Source organism: Yoonia sp. 67-2 (assembly GCF_035117555.1).
GTDB lineage: Bacteria > Pseudomonadota > Alphaproteobacteria > Rhodobacterales > Rhodobacteraceae > Yoonia.
Genome location: NZ_JAYKPK010000009.1, coordinates 81783 through 99900, shown reverse-complemented (window position 1 = coordinate 99900; position 18118 = coordinate 81783). Strand labels below are relative to the sequence as shown.

Below are 18118 nucleotides of genomic sequence, written 5' to 3'. Positions count from 1 at the left end.
GATATGTGGCAGGAATTGGCCTTATCTAGCGAGGTTTCGTTGACTTGCGGTGGGTTGAGGCGTCAGGATTTCCGGCAGGCAGAGAATCAAGGACAACTCCAAGGTGCGTTTCAGCAAACTGCGATTGAACGGCTTTAAAAGCTTCGTCGATCCTACCGATCTGATCATTGCAGATGGTCTGACCGGTGTCGTCGGGCCCAATGGCTGTGGCAAATCCAATCTGCTGGAAGCCTTGCGCTGGGTGATGGGGGAACATCGCGCCTCGGCCATGCGCGGTGGTGGGATGGAGGATGTGATCTTTGCCGGGGCGGCCACGCGACCTGCGCGCAATTTCGCGGAAGTGTCGCTGATCATCGATAATGCTGAACGGCTGGCGCCCGCCGCGTTCAATGATGCCGATCAATTGGAGATTGTCCGCCGGATCACCCGCGATGCGGGCTCGGCCTATAAGGTCGGCGCGAAAGATGTGCGCGCGCGTGATGTGCAGATGCTGTTTGCCGATGCATCCACCGGGGCGCATTCGCCGGCTCTGGTCCGGCAGGGGATGATTTCGGAACTGATCAACGCCAAGCCCAAGTCGCGGCGGCGGATATTGGAAGAGGCGGCGGGGATTTCGGGGCTTTATCAGCGCCGCCATGAGGCGGAGTTGAAGCTGAAAGGCGCAGAGACCAACCTAACCCGTGTCGATGATGTGGTCGATCAGCTTGCCGCGCAATTGGCGCAATTGGCCCGGCAAGCGCGGCAGGCGGCGCGCTATCGCGAGATTGGCGAGAATTTGCGCTGCGCGGAAGGGATGTTGTTGTTCCGCCGCTGGAAAGAAGCCGATGAGGCTTTGCTGGAGGCGAATAATCTGCTGCGGGATCGCACCACGGCGGCATCTGTGGCGGAACGTGCGGCGCGCGATGCGACCAAGGCGCGGCAGGGGGCCGAGGATGCTTTGCCAGCCCTGCGCGAGGAAGAGGCGATTGCTGGTGCCGTGTTGCAGCGTTTGCAGGTGCAGCGCGATGCGTTGCAGGATCAGGAGGACCGCGCGCGCAACATGATCGCGACGCTTTGCGCGCGGATTGATCAACTGACCCATGATATGGACCGCGAAGCCGGGTTGAACCGTGATGCCGGTGAAACCATTGACCGGCTGGATTGGGAAGCGCGCGAGATTGCCAAGGCAGGCGACGGGCACGCCGAAAAGCTGGAAGCCGCCCAAGGTGCGGCGCGCGAAGCCGCCGCCGTGTTGCAGGAGGCAGAGGCCGCATCGGCGCAATTGACCGAAGATGTGGCCCGTCTGGCAGCGCGGCACCAATCGGCGCAGCGCCTGATCGACGATCATCGCGCGACCTTGACCAAGAATGAAGCCGAGGCCGGCAGATCCAAGGCGGCATCGCAGGATGCGGCAGCGGCCCTCGCCAAGGCCGAGGCGGATTTTGCGACGGCGGGCATGGCCGAGGCGGCGGCACTCGCGGCTGCGGATGCGGCGGATGAAGCCTTGCTGGCGGCAGAGGCGGCGCGGGCGGAAACCCAGGCGCAGGAAAGCGATGCCCGTGCGGCAAGGTCCGAGGCGGAAGGCGAGGCTAATGCTCTGCGTGCCGAGGTCACCGCCTTGTCGCGGCTGGTGGATCGTGACCGGGCCGAGGGCGGGCAGGTTCTGGATCTTCTGTCGGTGCAGAAAGGCTATGAACAGGCGCTGGGCGCGGCTTTGGCCGATGACCTGCGCGCGCCTGCGGTTGCGGCGGATGCGCCGACGGGATGGGCAAGCCTGCCCGATTATGCGGTGGCGACGGCGCTGCCTGCCGGGGTTGCGCCTTTGGCGGACTTTGTCACTGTGCCAGCCGTGCTGGCCCGCCGCATGGCGCAGGTCGGGCTGGTCGAGGCGGCGGATGGCGCGCGTTTGCAGGCGGATTTGTTGCCAGGGCAAAGGCTGGTGTCTGTTGCTGGCGATTTGTGGCGCTGGGACGGGTTCCGGTCAGGCGCGGAGGATACGCCATCGGCGGCGGCTTTGCGGTTGCAGCAACTCAACCGGCTGGCAGAATTGCAGCGTGATCTGGATGAAGCGGCGGCCAAGGCTGAAATGGCCGTTGCGGCGCATGAGATGCTGACGCAGGCGTTGCAGGACCGCACGGCCGATGATCAGGCGGCTCGCGCGGCCCGCCGTGATGCGGATCGGGCTGTGGCGGATGCCAACCGCGCCGCCAGCCGGGCCGAGGCGGACAGGAACCTGTCGCAGGGCCGGCTGGAAAGTCTGGGCCTTGCCCTGCGCCGGATCGAAGAAGATGCGACAGCGGCGCGCCGGGCCTTGGCCGAGGCCGAGAAAGCCGCCGCCGATCTGGGCGATCTGGCAGAGGCGCGGGCCTCGGTCGAGAATGTGAAAATGACGGTCGAGGCCGCGCGGATCACGATGATGTCGCGCCGCTCCGCCGCTGAGGAATTGCGCCGCGAAGGCGATGCAAGGCTGCGCCGGTCGCAGGAGATCACAAAAGAGATCAGCGGCTGGAAGCACCGGTTAGAGACCGCGACCAAACGCAGCGCGGAACTGGCCGAGCGCAAGGCCGCATCCGAGGCGGAACTGGCGGATGCCTCTGCCGCACCGGAGGAGATTGCGGCCAAGCGCGCCGAACTCGCCGAGGCGATTGAGACTGCCGATATCCGGCGGCGCGCGGCGGCGGACCGGCTGGCCGAGGCTGAGACGATTTTGCGCGATGCAGGCCATGCGGAGCGTGATGCCGAAAGGCTCGCGTCAGAAGCACGCGAGGCCCGCGCCCGTGCCGAGGCCCGCGCCGATGCGGCGCGCGAAACCATCGCCTATGCGTCCGAACGGATCATGGAAGCGCAGGAGGTGACACCCGCGCAATTGCTGGCCAGTCTGGATGTCGTCGTCGAAGATATGCCGCCTGTCGCCACGATCGAGGCGGATGTGAATGCGCTGAAACGTCAGCGCGATGCTTTGGGCGCGGTGAACCTGCGTGCCGAGGAAGATGCCAAAGAAGTGCAGGTCGAACATGATGCTTTGGTGTCGGAAAAGGCTGATCTGCTGGCGGCGATTGCGGCCCTGCGCACCGGGATTGCTGGGCTGAACAAGGAAGGGCGTGAACGTTTGTTGACCGCCTTTGAGCAGGTCAATGCCAGTTTCGGTTTGCTCTTTACCCATCTGTTCGGCGGCGGCGAGGCCAAGCTGGTGCTGGTCGAATCCGATGACCCGCTGGAGGCGGGGCTGGAAATCATGTGTCAGCCACCCGGCAAGAAGCTGAGCACTTTGTCGCTGTTGTCGGGTGGGGAGCAGACGCTGACGGCGCTGGCGCTGATCTTTGCGGTGTTCCTGGCGAACCCCGCGCCGATCTGTGTGCTGGACGAGGTTGATGCGCCGCTCGATGATGCCAATGTGACGCGGTTCTGTGACCTGTTGGATGAGATGTGCCGCCGCACCGATACGCGGTTCCTGATCATCACTCACCATGCCGTCACCATGAGCCGGATGGACCGGCTGTTTGGTGTCACCATGGGGGAACAAGGGGTGTCGCAGCTTGTGTCAGTCGACCTCAAGCGTGCGGCAGCGATGGTGGCCTGAAGGACTTTTATGCGCGCCGCGCGGGGGATATTTAGGCTCGGAAGATGATCAGAGCTGGTTGAGCAGGTCGAGCGTGGGCCAGGCATCGGCAGGCAGGCCAAGCCGGACCTGTTCGGCCTGCACAGCGCTGCGGGTCATGGCACCCAAGATACCGTCGATCCCGCCCACGTCATAGCCGCGCGCGGTCAGCCGTTGCTGCAATTGCTGCATCTGTTCGCCGGACAAAGCGGCAGAGGGATTGCCGGGGTTATAGGCCGGTGCGCCGCTGAGCCGGGTCGCGAAATACGACGCGGTGGTGACGTAGACGAAGCTTTTGTTCCAGTCGAAATAGACGTCGAAATTGGGGTAGGTCATGAAGGCCGGGCCATTGCGCCCCATCGGCAGCAGGATCGCTGCGGGCAGGTTGGATGGGCCAAGGCTGCCTTGCCGTGCGGTCACACCAGCGGCGGCCCAGTCACTCACGGGGCGTTTTTTATCAAGGCCGGTTTGTGACCAGTCCAGATTGGCAGGCAGGGTAATTTCCTGCATCCACGGTTCATTCGGGCGCCAGCCGAGCGATGACAGCACATTGGCCCCGGTCATCAGCGCGTCTGGGGCAGAGTTTTTCAGGTCCACCACCCCGTCGCCGTCACCGTCGAGGCCTTTTTCAACAATCTCGCGCGGGAGTTTTTGCAATTGCCCGATTTCACCTGCCCAAGCGCCCAAGGTCGTTGCCGGGTCCATGCCGCCGCGCCGGTAAAGTTCAATCGCGGCGATCAGTTGCGGGCGGAACAATTCTGGCCGGCGGCAATCATGCGCCAGTGTCAGCAGGGCGTTGCGGGTGTTGAAATTGCCCTGCACCGCGCCGTAATCGGTTTCAAACGCCCAGAAGGCGAGTAGGACACCGCGCGGGATGCCGAAGCGGCTTTCAATCTCGCGGAAGGTGCTGTCATAGCGCTGGCTGTTGCGCGCGCCATTGTCGATCCGGTTCTGGCTGATCAGATTGTTGGAAAAGCGGATGAAATCCTGCTGGAACACGCCTTGCGACCGGTCGGCATTCAGCACGGCCTGATCGATCTGCGCGCCTTGGAAAAACGCATCGGCGGTGGCGGCGGGGATGCCGATGGCGGCAGCCTCGGCCTTGACCCCGGCGATGAAACTGCCGACGTCACCGCCGCAGGTCTGGGCATGGGCGGTGCCGGCAAGCAGGGTCAGGGCGGTGGCAAGGGCAAGGCGCATGGGAACTCCGGTGTTGGTTTGGTTAGACCCTAGCAGGGCATGGCAGCGTCGCAAGCCGCTGTGTGACGCATTGGCGGAAATCCGGTTCACAGAAGCGCGATAAATGCGATCCCCAGCATCAGCGCCCATGTTTTCCACAGCACGATGACCGTGCGGTCGATGTCATTGGGGGTCAGGTCGTGCTCGCCGGTGGCGTTGACGAAAGGATAATCGCGCCTCTGCCCGTCATAGCTGCGTGGCCCGCTGAGCGCGATATCGAGGCCGTGGGCCATCGCCGCCTCTGGCCAGCCTGCGTTGGGGGAGCGGTGCAGGGGGGCGTCTTGCAGGATGCCGCGCGGGGCAGGGCGTGTGGTGACGGCCCAGATCATGAGCGCTGTCAGCCGGGCGGGGATCAGGTTGAGCAGATCGTCAAACCGGGCGGCGGCCCAGCCGAAATCTGCGTGGCGCGGGGTGCGGTAGCCGATCATGCTGTCGGCGGTATTGGTGATCTTGTAGATGAGCAGGCCGGGCAGGCCAAAGATCAGGAACCAGAAAGCGGGGGCGATGACGCCGTCTGAGAGGTTTTCAGCGGCACTTTCAATGGCCGAGCGGGCGACGGCGGGCCGGTCCATATCGCGCGTGTCGCGACCCACGATCATGGCCACCGCGCGTTTGCCGTCGCCGAGTGACAGCCGCAAAGCATCGGCCACGGCGCGGACGTGATCGGCCAGCGATTTCTGCGCGAGTATGACAGCGATGACGAGGATGTCGATGATATGGCCGGGGAAAGCCTCTAACAGCAGGCCCAGCAGGCCCGCGCCGATGACCAAGCCTGTCAGCACGGCGATGCCTTTGACTTTGCGCTGGTCGCCCGCGTTGAAACGCAGGTCACAGGCGCTGATCAGACGGCCCATCAGCACGGCGGGGTGGGGGATACGCGACCAGAGCCATTTGGGTTCGCCAAAGATCGCATCAAGCACCATGCCGATGATCAGGGTCACAGCGCGGCCTCTAGCTGCGGCCAGCGGTCCGGGCCGGGCAGGCCGAGGCGGAGCCAATTGTCAGCGTAGGGAAAGATACGGGACCAGACATGGCCTTGGGCGAGCCGGTCTTGCCATGCATTTGCATCATCCACGCGGTAGAGGCGGAACAGACTGGTGCCGCCGATCAGGTCTGCGCCTTTGGCGGTGATCAGCTGGTCCAGCCTGTCGCTGTCCTTGGCCAATCGCTCGCGTGTGGTTTCGGCCCAATCGGGGTCGGCGAGTGCCTTTGCGCCGATGGCCAAGGCGGGGCCAGAGATTTGCCATGGCCCGAGGATGTCGGCCAGCTTGGCGACCACGGCAGGATCACCGATAGCGAAACCCAGCCGCAGACCGGCGAGCCCCCAGAATTTGCCGAAGCTTTTCAGGATGATCGTATCGGGGCGGCGCGCGAGGTGGATCAGCGACTGGTCCGGCATCACATCGCAGAAGCTTTCGTCGATGATGGTGATCGGGGCGGTCAGGTCGTCTTCGCTCCAGAGCCTGCCATCGGGGTTGTTGGGGTGAACCACGACCTGCGCGTCTTGCGCTTGATCGCTGATCGTCCAGCCAGCAGCGCCAAAGGCGGCGGCATGTTCGTTATAGGTGGGGGTCGGGATGCTGACTGCGCCTTGGGCAAAGACCCGTGGCAAGGCGGCGATGATCGCTGATGCGCCGTTGGCGGGCAGGATTGCCGCGGTTGCCGGCACGTTCCAGAACCGGCGCGCCAGATCATTGAGCCGCGTGAAAGCACCCGTATCGGGCAGGGCCGTCCATGCATCAGCAGGCAGCACAGGCCGTGGATAGGGCACAGGGTTGATCCCGGTCGACAGATCCAGCCAGCCTGCGCGCGTGCCGCCATAAAGCCGGATCGCCGCGTCGATACCACCGCCATGGTCGCGCTGGGCTGTCATTCGGTATCAGGCAACGGCGGGTGGCGGGTGACGAAATGCCCTTTGATCGCTTGCGGCCAGTCGCGATAGGGGACTTGCCCGGTCGCACTTTGCGCATGGGCCAGCGCATAGGTGACGATGCCTGTGGCGGCCTCTGCCTCCGGTGTAAAGTCACCCAAAGTGTAATTCAGTTTGCCCTTGCTCTGAATGACGACATTGCAGCCCCCCTTGCAGCCCATCAGGCAGGAGATGCGGCGGGTCTTGACCTCGTTCAGGCCGGTTGCGGCAGCCTCGATCAGCTTGGCCAAGGCTTCGCCATCGGTTTGCTGCATCGTACCGGTGTCCCAGCCTTCGCGTTTGCAGGTATCGCAGATCGTGATCCAGGTTGTCATCATGCCGTCCGTTTGTGTCAGGTCCCATCAAACGGATTATGCCCCGCTCTGCAAGGTGCAGAACGAGGCGTTATCTGCGTCATCCGCGCCCGTGGGGTGCGGTGAGGTCAATCACCGGATTGATCGGGATGATCCGGTTGGGGTTAATCGTGTCGTGGCTATAGTGATAATGCCGCACGATATGGTCCATATTCACCGTCTCTGTCACGCCGGGGACCTGATAAAGCTCGCGCAGGAAACCCGACAGGTTGGGATAATCGGCGATCCGTTTGCGGTTGCATTTGAAATGCAGGTGATAGACCGGATCGAACCGCAGCAGGGTGGTCCAGAGCCGCCAATCGGCTTCCGTCAGCTTGTCGCCCATCAGATAGCGGTTTTCGCCAAGGCGGTCCTCCAGCCAGTCGAGGCTGTCGAACAAAGGATAAACTGCCTCTTCATAGGCTTCCTGCGTCGTGGCGAACCCGGCTTTGTAGACACCGTTATTCACCGTGTCATAGACGCGGTCATTCACCGGGGCGATGGCATCGCGCAGTTCTTCGGGCCAGTAATCGTCCGTATTGCCGGTGATCCCGTCGAATGCTGAATTGAACATGCGGATGATCTCGGAGGATTCATTCGACACGATCGTGCCTTGCTGTTTGTCCCACAGGATCGGCACAGTCACACGGCCTGTCATGTCGGGCAGCGCGCGCAGATAGACTTCGCGGGCATAATCATAGCCGAACAAAGTGTCGCCGGTGGCACCGTTGTCATCTGCCTTGAATGTCCAGCCTTCGCCCAGCATATCGGGATGCACGGCGGAAATGCTGATGTGATCCTCCAGCCCTTTGATAGCGCGGAAAATCAGCGCCCGATGTGCCCAAGGGCAGGCGTAAGAGACATAGAGGTGATAGCGGCCTGATTCTGCCTTGAACCCGCCTTTGCCGGATGGGCCGGCTGATCCGTCAGCGGTGATCCAGTTGCGAAACGACGCTTCGGAGCGTTCGAACTTACCGCCGGATTTTTTCGTGTCATACCAGACGTCATGCCAGACGCCGTCTACTAGTCGGCCCATAATATTTCTCCTTTTGTTGCAACACAGCTAAGCCTTTTGCGCCGATGAACCAAGACCGCTGGTGGCGCAGCAACCCTGCGCCTGCGCACATGAACCGATGCGACGGCACGAGGTTGTGACGTGCTTATCAGTTTGCCCCGCCCGTCTGTGCCGTCTATACCCACCCCAGACGAAGCCCTTTCAGGGCCAGAACGGTTGGAGACAGGACGGTTGACCCAAGACGGGGACCAGAATGTCACGTCGTCAATCCCCGGGTTCCGGGGTTTCTGGTCGTGATTTGACGAAACAGACCAGCCGCGAAAGGACCGCCCAGATGAAAACAGGTGTGATGATTTGCGGGCATGGCTCGCGTAGCCAGTCGGCGGTGGATGAATTCGCCACGCTTGCACAAAAGCTGCCCGCCTATCTGCCGGATGATTGGCTGACAGATTATGGCTATCTGGAATTCGCCAACCCGGTGATCCGCGACGGGCTTGACCGGCTGCGTGACGCGGGCTGCGACCGGATTCTGGCGGTGCCGGGGATGCTGTTTGCCGCGATGCATGCCAAGAACGATATCCCGACGGTGCTGAACACCTATGCTGCCAAACACGGCGTCAGCATCAATTATGGTCGCGAATTGGGCATTGACCCCAAGATGATTGCTGCCGCCGCCGGGCGCGTCCGCGAAGCGGTGGATCGCGCCAATGTCAAACATGGGAATGTCGCGCTGACCGAGACCTGCCTTGTCGTGATCGGGCGCGGTGCCTCTGACCCTGACGCCAATGGCAATGTCGCCAAGATCGCGCGGATGATTCAGGAAGGCATGGGCTTTGGCTGGTGCGAGGTCGGCTATTCCGGCGTCACCTTCCCGCTGGTTGAACCCTGCCTGCAACATGCCGCGCGTCTGCCCTATAAGCGGATCGTTGTGTTTCCGTATTTCCTGTTCTCAGGCATTCTGATCGACCGGATCAATGGTTTCACCGATCAGGTCGCGGCAGAGCATCCGGGCATTCAATTCGTCAAAGCCGGCTATCTGGGCGATCACCCCAAGGTGCTGGAAACCTTCGCCGAACGGATCATGGAACAAGACAGCGCCACCCCGCCGCCCAATTGCGGTATCTGCGGTTACCGCGCGCAGGTGCTGGCGCTGGAAGATGGCCATAGCCACCAGATCAGCGCGGCGGACCGCAGCCACCCGGCCTTTGGCGCGGTGCCGCCTGCGACCTGCGTCTTGTGCAAATACCGTACACAGGTGCTTGGGTTCGAGGGTGAAGTCGGTGCTGTGCAGGAAAGTCACCACCACCATGTGGAAGGACAGGGTGCCAGCGCGCCGGGGTCCAATGTCGCCGATTGCAGCCATTGCGACACATTCTGCACCGGCATGTGCCGTCTGATCCTGCAGGACCAGCATGATCACCACCATCACCACGGCCATGACCACGGCCATGACCACGGCCATGACCACGACCACGATCACCACCACCATCACGCGCCTTACCCCCATGCCAAACACCCGCATGGGCCGGAAAGCGCGCGCAAAGCGAAACCCTGAGTCTCGCTTTGTATCAAATACTCCCGCCGGAGGCTCTGCCCTCTCGCCCCGCTGAAAGGTCCGCTCTTGCGCCCCTATGAAAAAGACCCCGCTGCGATCTACGCCCAAAGTTTCGCGACCCTGCGGGCTGAGGCGCGGCTTGAGCGGTTTCCGCCCGCGATGCATCCGCTGATGACCCGGCTGATCCATGCTTGCGGTATGGTCGAGATTGCCGACAGGCTGGTTTACTCTCCCGACGTCGTGCAGGTCGCGCAGGCCGCTTTGCGCGCCGGTGCGCCGGTTTTGTGCGATTGCGAAATGGTCGGGGCGGGGATCATCCGGCGCTATCTGCCTGCAGATAACGAAGTGATCGTGACCCTCAATGATCCCGCTGTGCCGGGACTGGCGCAGGATATCGGCAATACGCGTTCCGCCGCTGCGGTGGAGCTTTGGCACGACCGGATCGCAGGCGCAGTCGTGGCTATCGGCAATGCGCCGACGGCTCTTTTTCATCTGCTCGAATTGCTCGATGCAGGCTGGCCGAAACCGGCGGTGATCCTTGGCTTTCCGGTCGGATTTGTGGGAGCTGCCGAAAGCAAGGCGGAACTTGCCCGCGACCCGCGCGCCTGCGATTATGTGGCCTTGCGCGGCAGGCGTGGCGGGTCGGCCATGGCCTCGGCTGCGGTAAACGCTTTGGCTGCGGGGTTGCCGGAAGATGTCTGATCCTTGGTTGCATATCGTCGGTATTGGCGAAGACGGGATGGACGGTCTGTTGCCCGCCACCCGTGCGGTGCTTGAAGCCGCGGAGGTCATTATCGGTGGCGACCGCCATCATGTGTTGGCGGAAAATCTGGGTGCCGAAAGGCTGGCCTGGCCGCATCCGTTTGATGCGTTGATTTCCACGATTGAAGGATTGCAGGGGCGGCGTGTCGTTGTGCTGGCGACGGGGGACCCGTTGTGGTTCTCGGTCGGGGCGCGGATCGGGCGCGCGATTGATCCGGCACAGATCGTCTATCACCCCCAAATCTCGGCCTTCCAACTCGCTGCGGCGCGGATGGGTTGGTCACTTGCCGATGTCGAAACGCTGACCGTGCATGGCCGCCCGGTCGAGCAGATGATCGCCTTTATCCAGCCTGACGCGCGGCTGTTGATCCTGACGACAGGCGCAGAAACGCCGGGCCAGATCGCCGCGTTTCTGACGGCGCGCGGCTTTGGTGCGTCGCGGATGTCGGTGCTGGCTGCGATGGGTGGCAAGGATGAGGCGCGCTTTGACGGGCTGGCCGAAAGCTGGGCGCATCAGGTGCCTGCCTTCAATACGCTGGCGGTCGATTGTATCGCCGCCCCTGACGCGGCTTTGCTGCCGCGCGTGCCGGGCCTGGCGGATGATCTGTTCCAGTCTGACGGCACGATGACCAAGCAAGAGGTCCGCGCCGTGACACTTGCCAAGCTGATGCCGATGCGCGGGGCGCTCTTGTGGGATATCGGCTGTGGCTGCGGGTCGGTCGCAATCGAATGGATGCGCGCGGCACGTTACGCGCGCGCCATCGGGATCGAACCGCGCGCGGACAGGCGCGCCTTTGCCGCCGCCAATGCGCTGGCTTTGGGTGCGCCCAAGCTGGAACTGATCGACGGGATGGTGCCGGAGGCGCTGGACGGTCTTGCCGCGCCTGATGCCATCTTCATCGGCGGCGGGTTGAGCCGCGAGACGTTCGAGGCAGCCTGGGCAGCTTTGCGTTCCTTGGGCCGGTTGGTGGCCAATGCGGTGACGCTTGAAAGCGAGGCGGAATTGATTGCCTTGCACAAGGCTTACGGTGGGGAATTGGTGAAACTGTCGGTGCAACGGGCCGAACCCGTAGGGCGGTTGACCGGGTGGCGGCCGCTGATGCCGGTGACGCAATGGAGCCTTGTGAAAAGATGATTTTATGCCTCCGGCGGGAGTATTTTGAACAAAGCGAGGGGGGCTGGTGACGGGCGTGCTTTACGGCGTGGGTGTTGGTCCCGGCGCGCCTGATCTGATCACCCTGCGGGCGGCGCGGTTGATTGAGGGCGCGGCTGTTGTGGCCTACCCGACACTGGCGGGGGCTGCGAGTTTCGCGCGCGCGATTGCGGCCGATCTGATTGCGCCCGGCTGCCGCGAGATTGTGATGGATGTGCCGATGTCGGTGGAGCGCGCACCGGCACAGGCGGCCTATGATGCGGGGGCTGTGCAGATCGCTGCCGCCTTGGATGCCGGGCAGGATGTTGTCTGCCTCTGCGAGGGCGATCCGTTCTTTTACGGGTCATTCATGTATCTGTTTGCGCGCCTGTCCGGGCGCTACCGGGTCGAGGTGGTGCCGGGTGTCACATCTGTCACCGCCTGTGCGGCGCGGGCGGGCAAGCCGCTGGTGGCGCGCAATGAACGGCTGACGGTGCTGCCGGGGCCGTTGCCCGAGGATGAATTGCGCGACCGGATTGCGGGTGCGGAAAGCGTCGTGATCATGAAGGTCGGGCGGCATCTGGCAAAGATCCGTGCGGTGATTGAGGATCTGGGGCTGACGGATATGGCGGTTTACGTCGAACGCGCGACCTTGCCGGATGAGTTAGTCTTGCCATTGGCCGATGCGCCGGACAAAGCACCTTATTTTTCAATGATCTTACTGACCAAAGGGGCTGATCCATGGCTGTGAAACCTGTTGTTCTGGCCCTGTCCCGGTCAGGCGAAGCTGTGGCGCATCGCGTTGCCGCGATTTTGGGCGCGCAGGTGCATGGCCGCGCGGGCCGTGTGGACCGGGCGGATGCCTATTTCCCCAATGCGCTGGATCATGCGCGTGATCTGTTCGCGGCGGGCGTGCCGGTGGTCGGCGTCTGTGCGGCGGGTATTCTGATCCGTGCGGTGGCACCTTTGCTGGCGGATAAGACGGCAGAACCGCCGGTCATCGCGGTTTCGGATGATGGCGCGGTCGTTGTGCCTTTGCTCGGTGGACATCGTGGCGCGAACCGGCTGGCGGCGCAGATTGCCGGTGCTTTGGGCGCTGTTGCGGCTGTCACCACGGCGGGCGACGTGGCGCTGGGCGTGGCACTGGATGAACCACCCAGCGGCTGGCGGCTCGTCAATCGTGCAGACGCGAAAGGGGCGATGGCGGCATTGTTGGCAGGCGACGGGGCGCAGGTGACGGGCGAGGTGCCTTGGTTGGCGGAATTGCCGAAGGGAGATGGGCTACGCCTGTCTTGCACGATGGAGCGTCAGAGTGATCTCGGCCCGGATCATCTGCAATTTGCCCCACAGCGGTTGACGCTCGGGCTGGGCTGCGCGCGCGATTGTGACCCGGCTGAAATGGCAGCGCTTGTTGCGGACGTGCTGGCCGAGGCCGGTGTCGCGCCAGAGGCGGTGCAATCGGTGAATACGATCACGCTGAAGGCCGATGAGCCTGCAATCATCGATCTGGCGGATGCACTGGGCGTACCGCTGCGGTTGTTCGCGGCCGAGGCGTTGGAGGCGCTGACGCCGCGTCTGGCCAATCCTTCTGACGTGGTTTTCGCTGAGGTCGGCACACATGGCGTGGCCGAGGCGGCGGCTTTGGCGCAGGCGGGGCCGGAGGCGACATTGCTGGTCACCAAGCGCAAGACCGCCAATGCGACCTGCGCGCTGGGGGTGGCACCTGCACCGATCACCGCATTGGCGGGCCGGGCGCGCGGGCGGCTTTCAGTCGTGGGCATTGGCCCCGGTCAGGCATCCTGGCGCACCCCTGAAGTATCGCGGCTGGTGGCCGAGGCCGAGGAACTGGTGGGTTACGGGCTTTATATCGATCTGCTCGGGCCTTTGGCTGTGGGCAAAGAACGATCTGACTTTCCGCTGGGCGGCGAAGAAGATCGCTGCCGCTATGCGCTGGAGCAGGCGGGCAACGGGAAGAATGTCGCACTTGTCTGTTCCGGCGATGCCGGGATTTACGCGATGGGCGCGCTGGTATTTGAACTGCTGGATCGCGGGCCAGATCAGATGGGCGTGTCCGATGCCGCGCGCCGGGTTGAGGTGATATGTTCACCGGGTGTCTCTGCCTTGCAAGGGGCGGCGGCGCGGGCGGGCGCACCTTTGGGGCATGATTTCTGTGCGATATCCTTGTCGGATCTGCTTACGCCGCGTGGGGATATTATCAAGCGGTTGCAAGCCGCCGCCGTGGGGGATTTTGTGATCGCCTTTTATAACCCTGTGTCGCAACGACGGCGGACCTTGCTGGCCGAGGCGCGGGATATCCTGTTGCAGCACCGTCCCGCCGATACGCCGGTGATGCTGGCGTCCTCGCTTGGGCGACCCGAGGAGCATGTGCGCTATCGGCGGTTGGATCAGCTGGATGTGGATGAGGTCGATATGCTGACCGTTGTGCTGGTGGGATCGTCGCATTCAAAGCTGGCGCAGCTGGGCACGGGGCCGCGGATGTATACGCCGCGCGGCTATGCGCGCAAGATGGATGGCGATCTGGCAGGCTGAACGTTCCGCCTCCGGCGGGAGTATTTGGAGAAATAAGAAAATGACGGTTTATTTTATTGGTGCGGGGCCGGGTGACCCGGAATTGCTGACGCTGAAAGCAGCGCGGTTGATTGGGGCCTGTCCGGTCTGTCTCTATGCCGGGTCACTGGTGCCGGAGGCTGTTGTGGCCTGCGCGCCGGATGACGCCATGGTGATGGATACGGCACCGATGACATTGGATGAGACGCATGGGATCATAAGGGACGCCCATGCCAAGGGGCAGGATGTGGCCCGCGTGCATTCGGGTGATCCGTCGCTTTATGGCGCGATTGCCGAACAGATCCGGCGGCTGAAGGCGGATGGGGTCGATTATCAGATCATCCCCGGTGTGCCGGCCTATGCGGCTGCTGCGGCGGCGCTGGGCACTGAACTGACCGTGCCGGAAGTGGCGCAATCGATCATCCTGACCCGGATGTCGATGAAATCAACCGGCATGCCTGCGGGCGAGACATTGGAGAATTTCGCGCGTTCGGGTGCGACCTTGGCGATCCATCTGGGGATCAGGGCCTTGCGCGAGATCGAGCGGCAATTGGTGCCGTTTTATGGTGCCGATTGTCCGGTAGCCGTGGTGTACCGTGTCGGCTGGCCGGATGAGATGATTTTGCGCGGAACGCTCAGCGACATTCATGCCCAAGTGCGCGCGGCGAAAATCACCCGCACGGCGCTGATCATGGTCGGGCCTGCGCTGTCGGACAGCCATGGTTTTCCTGATTCAGCCCTGTATGACGCGGCCAAACCGCATGTGCTGCGCCCGCGCGTCAAGCCGGTCCCTGATGTGTGATCACAACACGCTGCAGCGCGGCGGATAGCTTTACTTGAATTTTACGTTTGCCGATGCACACTTAGCCCATTGAGTGGGGGAATCGCATGTATACATTTTTACCAGAGGCCGTGCGCAAAGGTCTGGAAGACGCGCGCAAGGCCGCATTACGCCGCAAGGACCGTTTGTCGGTACAGGATGGGGATGCGACTTATCGCATTCGGCGGCTGTGGGATGGCGGCTTTGCTTTGGACCTGCAGGGATCGGATAAATTGCGCGGTCATGTCGATATTTATGACGGGCCAAAGCATTTGTATCAATGCCTTGTCGTATCCGCCGTTGAAGATGACAGCGAACGGGTGTTCGAATTCAAATGGCTGACGCCCGTCGCGGACCGGCCCGCGGCGGATTATGTGCATCCTGACTTTGTGCCAGCCGGGTTTCTGGAAAAGCAAAGCTAGGCGTCATTGCAGATCGCGGAAGGCGTGTTGCAGACGTTGTACAGCCTCTTCGACGATATGGCGCTGCGTGGCGAAGTTGATCCGCATAAAGCTTTCACCGCCTGCGCCGAAGGACGGGCCTGGCGACACCGCAATCTTTGCATCGTCGCGAATGCGGGCTGCAACCTCTTCGGGGTCCATGCCGGTGCCGGAAAAATCCACCCAGGCCAGATAGGTTGATTGCAAAGGCATCGACCAGACACCGGGGATCGCCTGCATGCCCTGATCGAACAGATCGCGGTTGGTTTGCAGATGCGCCATCTGCGCATCGGCCCAAGCTGCACCTTCGGGTGAATAGGCGGCGGTGATCATCGCGACGCCAAGGCTGGACGGGCGGTAATCCAGCGTGGTCAGCCGCTTTTGCATGGTCGGACGCAAGGCCGGATCGGGGATGATCATATTGCCGGTGCGCTGGCCTGCGATGTTGAAGGTTTTCGAGGCGGCGGTCAGGAAGACGATATTATCGAGATGATCGGGTGCGGCGACGGCCATCGGCACGAAGGTATGCCCCGCATAGACCAGATCATGGTGAATTTCATCGCAGATCAGCAGCATCCCGTTGCGCTTGGCAAAATCGGCCACTGCGCGCAGTTCATCCGCTGTCCAGACCCGACCCGATGGGTTCTGCGGCGAACACCAGATCAGCAGTTTTTCCTTGCCGGTTAGCCGGGCCTGCGCATCATTCAGATCAAGCACATAGGTGTCGCCATCACGCGCAAGCGGGCAGGAGGTCACGACACGGCCTGCGCGGGTGATCTTATGCGCGAATTCATGGTAAACCGGGGTAAAGATCGCGGCGGCATCGCCGGGGTTCGACCAGACCTCCAGCGAGAGCGCGATGGCATTGCCAAGACCTTGGGTGGTCAGGATCCAATCAGGGTCCACCGGCCAGCCATGCCGGTGCTGCATCCACCATGTGATGGCGCCGGTATAGCTGGCATCCTCGATCCCATAGCCGAAAACACCGTGATCGACCGCGCGTTGCAGGGCGGCCAGCACGCAGGGCGCAGTCGGGTAATCGCTGTCGGCAGTCCACATCGCCAGACCGCCATCCTGTGGTACGTCAAACATCTTTTCCATCAGGTCCCATTTCGCGCAGGCGGTGTGACGGCGGTCGTTGGGGGTGTTGAATGACATGGCGTTTCCTTTGCTTTGCCGCAGCCTATCGTGCGATATGTCAGGCGCAAGCACTCTGCGTTGCATTTTCACGCAGCCCGGCCTAAATGCGCAGCCATGAGCATTCGTAACATCCTGATCCATCCCGATCCCCGCCTGAAAAAGGTGACCACCCCGGTCGCATCGATTGATGACGATTTGCGGCGGCTGGCCGATGATATGTTGGAAACCATGTATGACGCACCCGGCATCGGGCTGGCCGCGCCACAGGTCGCCGTGATGCGCCGCGTCATCGTGATGGATTGCGAAAAGGATGCCGAGGCGACGCCGCAACCGATGGTGCTGATCAACCCAGAGGTGATCTGGACCTCGGAAGAAAAATCTATCTATGAGGAAGGCTGTCTGTCGATCCCCGAGCAATTTGCCGAGGTGCAGCGCCCGACCGAGGTTGAGGTGTCATGGACCGATCTTGCGGGCAAGTTACAACGCGAACGGTTCGATGGGTTATGGGCGACCTGTGTGCAGCATGAGATTGACCATCTGGATGGCAAGCTCTTCATTGATTATCTGGGTCCGCTCAAACGCCAGATGATCACCCGCAAGATGCAGAAACTGAAACGCGAAATGGCGCGGGGCTAGGCGTGGCATTGGACCTGCGCTTTGACGGTGATCCGGTGCTGCGCGCGGTGGCGGCACCTGTGACATCTTTTGACGCCGGTCTGGCGGGGCTGATCGAGGATATGTTCGCCCTGATCTATGCCGCCCCCGGTCGCGGCCTTGCCGCGCCGCAGGTTGGCGTGTCGCAGCGGGTTTTCGTGATCGATACGACATGGAAAGAGGCGGAGCCGACACCGCAGGCCTTTATCAATCCCGTGATCGTGGCGCAAAGCGATGAGATGGCGCGTGGGACCGAAGGCTGCCTGTCGATCCCTGACCGCAGTTTTTCCGTTGCGCGCCCGACATGGGTTGATCTGGCATGGCAGGATCTGGATCGCCAGCCACAGCAGGGCCGGTTTGACGGGATCGAGGCGATCTGTATCTGTCATGAATTCGACCATCTGAACGGTGTGCTGATCACCGATATCGGGACAGAGCAATGACGCACCGCCCTTTCGTGCCCTGGCCGCATCCTGTGTTGCGCAAAGCCGCCAGCCCGGTGGCCGAGATCACGGATGAGATCCGCGTGATCTGGGATGAAATGATCCTCGCCATGGACAATATGCCCGGTGTCGGTCTGGCCGCGCCGCAACTGGGGATCGGGTTGGCCTTGGCTGTCGTCGATGCCTCCACCGCGCGGGGGCAGGCTGTGCGCATGGCGAACCCGGAAATCCTGCACAGTTCGGTGGAATTTCGCGACCATGAAGAAGGCTCGCCCAATCTGCCCGGCGTCTGGGCCAAGCTGAGCCGCCCGCGCGCCGTGACGGTGCGGTTTCTGAATGCGGATGGCGCGGTGGAAGAGCGTGATTTTGTCGGCCTTTGGGCGACATCTGTCCAGCATCAGGTCGATCATCTGGCAGGCAAGATGTTCTTTGACCGGCTGACCAAGCTGCGCCGTGATATGCTGATCAAGAAAGCACGTAAAATCGCAGTTTGATGCGGTGAATAATCAAC

At 62.5% G+C, this 18118-nt stretch carries 17 protein-coding genes; 11 read left to right on the top strand and 6 right to left on the bottom strand.

Annotation, left to right across the window (positions count from 1 at the left end):
* The first annotated feature begins 103 nt into the window (after positions 1-103).
* Positions 104-3559, top strand: a complete 3456-nt coding sequence (gene smc / locus VOY09_RS14510; protein WP_322894665.1) for a chromosome segregation protein SMC — start codon at positions 104-106, stop codon at positions 3557-3559.
* 48 nt (positions 3560-3607) lie between these two features.
* Here smc and VOY09_RS14505 read toward each other — a convergent pair whose 3' ends face one another.
* From VOY09_RS14505 to VOY09_RS14485, 5 genes are all read right to left on the bottom strand, one after another.
* The gene (locus VOY09_RS14505) at positions 3608-4777 is read right to left on the bottom strand and encodes a lytic murein transglycosylase (protein ID WP_322894666.1); all 1170 of its coding nucleotides are present in this window, start codon (positions 4775-4777) and stop codon (positions 3608-3610) included.
* Between the two features lie 86 nt (positions 4778-4863).
* Entirely contained in the window at positions 4864-5757 is an 894-nt protein-coding gene (gene cbiB, locus VOY09_RS14500) for an adenosylcobinamide-phosphate synthase CbiB (protein WP_322894667.1), read from the bottom strand.
* The gene (locus VOY09_RS14495) at positions 5754-6689 is read right to left on the bottom strand and encodes a threonine-phosphate decarboxylase (RefSeq protein WP_322894668.1); all 936 of its coding nucleotides are present in this window, start codon (positions 6687-6689) and stop codon (positions 5754-5756) included. The genes cbiB and VOY09_RS14495 overlap by 4 nt, the downstream gene beginning before the upstream one ends.
* Complete coding sequence (locus VOY09_RS14490) at positions 6686-7060, bottom strand: DUF1636 domain-containing protein (protein WP_322894669.1); 375 nt, start codon at positions 7058-7060, stop codon at positions 6686-6688. The genes VOY09_RS14495 and VOY09_RS14490 overlap by 4 nt, the downstream gene beginning before the upstream one ends.
* A 79-nt stretch (positions 7061-7139) precedes the next feature.
* A complete protein-coding gene (locus VOY09_RS14485; RefSeq protein ID WP_322894670.1) occupies positions 7140-8114 on the bottom strand; it encodes a glutathione S-transferase family protein in 975 nt (324 codons plus the stop codon).
* A 313-nt stretch (positions 8115-8427) separates the two neighbouring features.
* Between VOY09_RS14485 and VOY09_RS14480 the strand changes: the two genes are divergently transcribed.
* The 7 genes from VOY09_RS14480 (at position 8428) to VOY09_RS14450 (ending at position 15352) form a co-directional block, all read left to right on the top strand.
* Entirely contained in the window at positions 8428-9648 is a 1221-nt protein-coding gene (locus tag VOY09_RS14480; protein WP_322894671.1) for a sirohydrochlorin chelatase, read from the top strand.
* 66 nt (positions 9649-9714) lie between these two features.
* Positions 9715-10350 carry a precorrin-8X methylmutase gene (locus VOY09_RS14475; RefSeq protein ID WP_322894672.1) on the top strand — a complete coding sequence of 212 codons (636 nt, stop codon included), beginning with the start codon at positions 9715-9717 and terminating at the stop codon, positions 10348-10350.
* Positions 10343-11545: a precorrin-6y C5,15-methyltransferase (decarboxylating) subunit CbiE gene (gene cbiE, locus VOY09_RS14470; RefSeq protein WP_322894673.1), complete on the top strand. Its 1203-nt coding sequence runs from the start codon at positions 10343-10345 to the stop codon at positions 11543-11545. The genes VOY09_RS14475 and cbiE overlap by 8 nt, the downstream gene beginning before the upstream one ends.
* Positions 11546-11591: 46 nt before the next feature.
* Positions 11592-12293, top strand: coding sequence for a precorrin-2 C(20)-methyltransferase (gene cobI, locus VOY09_RS14465; RefSeq protein ID WP_322894674.1), 702 nt, complete (start codon positions 11592-11594; stop codon positions 12291-12293).
* A complete protein-coding gene (cobJ, locus tag VOY09_RS14460; protein WP_322894675.1) occupies positions 12284-14092 on the top strand; it encodes a precorrin-3B C(17)-methyltransferase in 1809 nt (602 codons plus the stop codon). The genes cobI and cobJ overlap by 10 nt, the downstream gene beginning before the upstream one ends.
* A 40-nt stretch (positions 14093-14132) precedes the next feature.
* Positions 14133-14912: a precorrin-4 C(11)-methyltransferase gene (gene cobM / locus VOY09_RS14455; RefSeq protein ID WP_322894676.1), complete on the top strand. Its 780-nt coding sequence runs from the start codon at positions 14133-14135 to the stop codon at positions 14910-14912.
* 86 nt (positions 14913-14998) lie between these two features.
* Positions 14999-15352 carry a hypothetical protein gene (locus VOY09_RS14450; RefSeq protein ID WP_322894677.1) on the top strand — a complete coding sequence of 118 codons (354 nt, stop codon included), beginning with the start codon at positions 14999-15001 and terminating at the stop codon, positions 15350-15352.
* A 3-nt stretch (positions 15353-15355) separates the two neighbouring features.
* Here VOY09_RS14450 and VOY09_RS14445 read toward each other — a convergent pair whose 3' ends face one another.
* Entirely contained in the window at positions 15356-16528 is a 1173-nt protein-coding gene (locus VOY09_RS14445; protein WP_322894678.1) for a PatB family C-S lyase, read from the bottom strand.
* A 96-nt stretch (positions 16529-16624) separates the two neighbouring features.
* On the opposite strand from VOY09_RS14445, the gene def (VOY09_RS14440) reads away from it, so the two are divergent.
* The 3 genes from def (VOY09_RS14440) to def (VOY09_RS14430) are packed head-to-tail and all read left to right on the top strand — an operon-like array spanning position 16625 to position 18101.
* Complete coding sequence (def, locus tag VOY09_RS14440; protein WP_322894679.1) at positions 16625-17146, top strand: peptide deformylase; 522 nt, start codon at positions 16625-16627, stop codon at positions 17144-17146.
* Between the two features lie 2 nt (positions 17147-17148).
* Entirely contained in the window at positions 17149-17607 is a 459-nt protein-coding gene (gene def, locus VOY09_RS14435) for a peptide deformylase (protein WP_322894680.1), read from the top strand.
* Complete coding sequence (gene def / locus VOY09_RS14430) at positions 17604-18101, top strand: peptide deformylase (protein WP_322894681.1); 498 nt, start codon at positions 17604-17606, stop codon at positions 18099-18101. Before def (VOY09_RS14435) ends, def (VOY09_RS14430) begins: the two co-directional genes overlap by 4 nt.
* Positions 18102-18118 lie beyond the last annotated feature (17 nt).